General features: G+C 42.2%; 3 protein-coding genes and 4 tRNA genes. All 7 read right to left on the bottom strand.

Translation table 11 applies throughout. The features are described 5' to 3' along the window. Nucleotides 1-289 precede the first annotated feature (289 nt). Nucleotides 290-361 (bottom strand) — tRNA-Gln (locus FFM73_RS12105). A gap of 7 nt (nt 362-368) precedes the next feature. Then, nucleotides 369-451: transfer RNA gene (locus tag FFM73_RS12110), tRNA-Tyr, on the bottom strand. 70 nt (nt 452-521) lie between these two features. After that, a tRNA-Gln gene (locus FFM73_RS12115) sits at nt 522-593 on the bottom strand. A gap of 7 nt (nt 594-600) precedes the next feature. Beyond that, nucleotides 601-683 (bottom strand) — tRNA-Tyr (locus FFM73_RS12120). A gap of 94 nt (nt 684-777) precedes the next feature. After that, nucleotides 778-1,611: a metallophosphoesterase gene (locus FFM73_RS12125; protein ID WP_235874514.1), complete on the bottom strand. Its 834-nt coding sequence runs from the start codon at nt 1,609-1,611 to the stop codon at nt 778-780. A 65-nt stretch (nt 1,612-1,676) separates the two neighbouring features. Beyond that, a complete protein-coding gene (locus FFM73_RS12130) occupies nt 1,677-3,167 on the bottom strand; it encodes a peptide MFS transporter (RefSeq protein ID WP_235874515.1) in 1,491 nt (496 codons plus the stop codon). A gap of 235 nt (nt 3,168-3,402) precedes the next feature. After that, nucleotides 3,403-3,717, bottom strand: coding sequence for a PTS sugar transporter subunit IIB (locus FFM73_RS12135; protein WP_171001296.1), 315 nt, complete (start codon nt 3,715-3,717; stop codon nt 3,403-3,405). Nucleotides 3,718-4,037: the final 320 nt, after the last annotated feature.

Here is a 4,037-nt window from a genome sequence, read left to right on the forward strand (position 1 = left end):
AACCAAGAAAACATGTTTATCCGAATCTTCCAAATCGCTGCTTAGTCCCTATTGCGAATGCCCCTAGAACAAAGGGTTATTTAGTGTACCCAAAATCCATTTAAAGGGTACAAAGTCCCGATATTTCCGATCTCGACCACTCAAATCCCGTAAGCAACAAAGAGCTTCCTCCGAAGAGAAAGCTCTAAATATAATCAAGTCGTTAATCAACACCGTTTGACAAAGACCCAAATTATTCTAAGCAATAAAAAAACTCGTTATCCTAGAATAACGAGAAAGGCGTAACGAATTGGGCTAGCTGGATTCGAACCAGCGCATCACGGGATCAAAACCCGATGCCTTACCGCTTGGCTATAGCCCAATAATGATGGATGGGAGTGGATTCGAACCACCGAACCCGAAGGAGCGGATTTACAGTCCGCCGCGTTTAGCCAGACTTCGCTACCCATCCATAATAAATATCAACAACGCTAATAACTATACAGCACATCGTATAATTAGTCAACCTAAATCTGGTTGAATTGGGCTAGCTGGATTCGAACCAGCGCATCACGGGATCAAAACCCGATGCCTTACCGCTTGGCTATAGCCCAATAATGATGGATGGGAGTGGATTCGAACCACCGAACCCGAAGGAGCGGATTTACAGTCCGCCGCGTTTAGCCAGACTTCGCTACCCATCCATAAATGTTTGTCACAAATCAACTTAATTATAATACCAAAAATCAGTGAGTTTCGTCAAGCTGGTTTCCGGTTATTTCTCATAAAAAATGGGTTTTACTCACTTTTATTCGACAAATCGATGACTTTGACCCGTGCTAGCCATTCTGATTGAAAAGTAGCCGTTAACCATTCCCGCCTTCTGGCTGTGCCATACCCCACTGACTGATTGTAATAGAGCGTTCCCTCAAATTCACGGGGTGCTGGATGGATATGCAGATGGCCAAATAAAACTTTCTTCACGTGGTACTGCGCCAGTAGTTGGCCCATTCGCACACTGCCTAACATTGCGTTAGCCATATTCCAGAAACGGTTATCGGACGTGATGTGCAGATATTCGATGCGCGGCACAAAGTGGGTCATGAATAACACGCGTTTATTATCCTGCTGTGCTTGCTGCAGCTGGCGTTCAATAACTTGCAGCTCCTGAGCAAAACGTTGAGGATCGCTCATTGGCTGCTCAATGGCACCATCGATCCAGTAAGCCCGTTTCCAGTGCCAGAAAGCATCATCAGGCCGGTGCAAGACCGCTGAAAAGGTGTAATCGTACCAGCCATTATTACCAATAATGCGCCAATCAGTATTAGGCACATCATAGTGCTTACGATGAAGATAAGTCGCTGATAAGGGCTTCTGGAGGTCCTTATAGCTGATATCGTTTACCATATCATGATTACCAGCAACAAACCTGATAACCGTGTTAGGCGTCATTTTTTGCAGTTTCTCGGCAAAGGCTAGCGACCGATCAAAGTGATTAAATAGATCACCAGCAATTAAATAAACGCCAATCTGGTTTTCTTTCAACCATCGACTCTGATAGACGAGCGCCTGTTTGGTGTTCACCTTGTTGATATCAAAATGTAAATCGCTCACCATTGCTACTTTAACCATTATTTTCTCCCAAATAAAAAAGTTGTGTCACGAGATTATCGTAACACAACTTTGAAATTACAGGTTTATAGTACACCTTCCATTAAGCGTTTAATTGGCTTAATCATGAAGAAGAGAATGATACCAGCAATAATGGAAACAATCCCAATAATGCTGAAGTAACCCACTTCATTACCTGGTGTATAGAATCGAACGATTTGTGAGTTCACGGCTTGTCCAGCGGAGTCAGCTAAGAACCACATACTCATCATGGAAGACTGGAACGCGCTTGGTGCCAGCTTCGTGGTGACAGACAGTCCAATCGGTGAAATCAATAATTCACCGACTTCAATGATTGCCCAGCTACCAACTAACCATAGTGGACTAACCAATGAATGCGCACCAAACATTGCCACTGGGATCACCATCCATAAGTATGAAAACCCGGTAACGAGCATCCCTAAGGAGAACTTGCTTGGTGAAGAAGGTTGTTTCTTACCCAACTTCGTCCACAAAGTAGCAAAGATTGGCGTATAGATCAAGATGAACAATGGGTTCAGTGATTGATAGTTAGCTGGGTTAATGTGAATGACCCAGTTAAAGATATGAACCGTGTTGTTGGTCTGTGATTGTGCAAACAGTGCCAGCACAACCATCCCTTGTTCCTCAATCGCCCAGAAAATTGCAGCGGCGATAAATAATGGCACATAGGCCCAAACACGGGAACGTTCATGCTTAGTAACCTTCTTGCTGGTTAACATCACTGCGAAGTAAGCAACTGGTGTTAAAACAGCAATGATACTAAGCAAGGTAATAAAGTTGGTAATGTTGAATGCGTTGAAAGCGTACATACCCAATAAGATCAGTACAAAGGCAACAACACCCAAACCAACTCGGAAGGATAATTTTTTAGCCTCCCCTGGTTCCAGGGGATCATCAGGATAAAGTGAATCAGCACTGAGATATTTCTTACCACCATACCAATAAGAAACTAAACCAAAGAACATCCCAATTGCAGCCAGTGAGAAACCAGCGTGGAAGTTAAATGCTGACCACATAGCTGGTACCACGATTGGTGCAACTAATGAACCTAAGTTAATCCCAAAAACGAAAATCGTAAAACCAGAATCACGACGAGTGTCTTCTGGTGAATAAAGTGTCCCAACCATTTCAGAAACGTTTGGCTTCAACAGGCCAGTACCAACTGTAATTAAGCAAATTGAAATAAATAGTGCAATTTTACCAGCTGGTACGGAAAGGCAGATATGACCAAACATGATCAAAACACCGCCAATAAACACCGTTTTACGACTACCCCAGATTCGGTCACTTAAAAAGCCACCAAGAACTGAAGTTAAGTAAACTAACGACCCATAAATCGACATGATTGAGGCTGCCAGCCCCTTGTCCATGCCAAGGCCACCCTTGGCAATTGAGAAGTACATATAGTAGATCAGAATTGCTTTCATACCATAGTAACTAAACCGTTCCCACATTTCAGTCATGAACAGCGTAGATAATCCACGTGGCTGACCGAAGAAGGAACGATCTACTTGCTTGTTCCCTTGGTTATCCAAAAAAAACCCTCCAGACATATCTCTCACTCAAGCAATACCATTTATTTACCGGAGTGATGATAAAGGAGCGGGAAACCCGCTCCTCATAATATTCTAATTGAAACATATTGAATATTATACGCCCGAAAAGGTCCCAGCGCAATGTTATTTCTGCTAAGAACACTGGATAACGGCGTTTTTAACGGAAAGCTGTCTAGCAAAAAGACCCATTCATTAAACCCCACATTAAACTGATTTAGCCGGCAACCTTATTCTTATCTAATTCAGTCATCGCAAATTTAATCAGGCTTTCACCATTGACCCAAGCATAGATATTGTCTGGAATCTTTTCTAGTCGAGGATTAACTGCTTTTAAAGCCGTGTAATCATAACTAACTTGAGGCGCAACCAGAACTAGATCAGCGCGCTCTAATCCATTACTTGCTGCTGCAGCATAACTGGTTGCTTCAAACGTAATATCAGCGCGGTATGCTTCCGCTGACCTTTGAGCAGTTTCTTGCAATAATTGACTCGTAATACCACTTCCACAGACGATTAATACAGTTGTCATAATAATTACCTCCAAATTTGCGTTATGTATTAGCGCTTTCATTAGTTATTAGGGTACCACTAATAAACGTATACCACAAGTGGAATTATCATTATATTTCCTTTACTTTAGGCGTTCCAACGTCTATACCAATTCTCATAAATTAATTTTTACTCGCTTAGCAATGCTGATTGATCGTGTTTCTTTGCTCAGAATTTTGGTTAATAGGACACAAAAAAACAGGGTCTAAGCTTTTTAGTGTTGATTAAGTTCAACACTGAGAAACTTAGGCCTGTTTTTTTGCAAAAAAAGGACACCTAGTCTCCCAGGCGTTATACTTT

This window comes from Secundilactobacillus hailunensis, assembly GCF_005405185.1.
Classification (GTDB): domain Bacteria; phylum Bacillota; class Bacilli; order Lactobacillales; family Lactobacillaceae; genus Secundilactobacillus; species Secundilactobacillus hailunensis.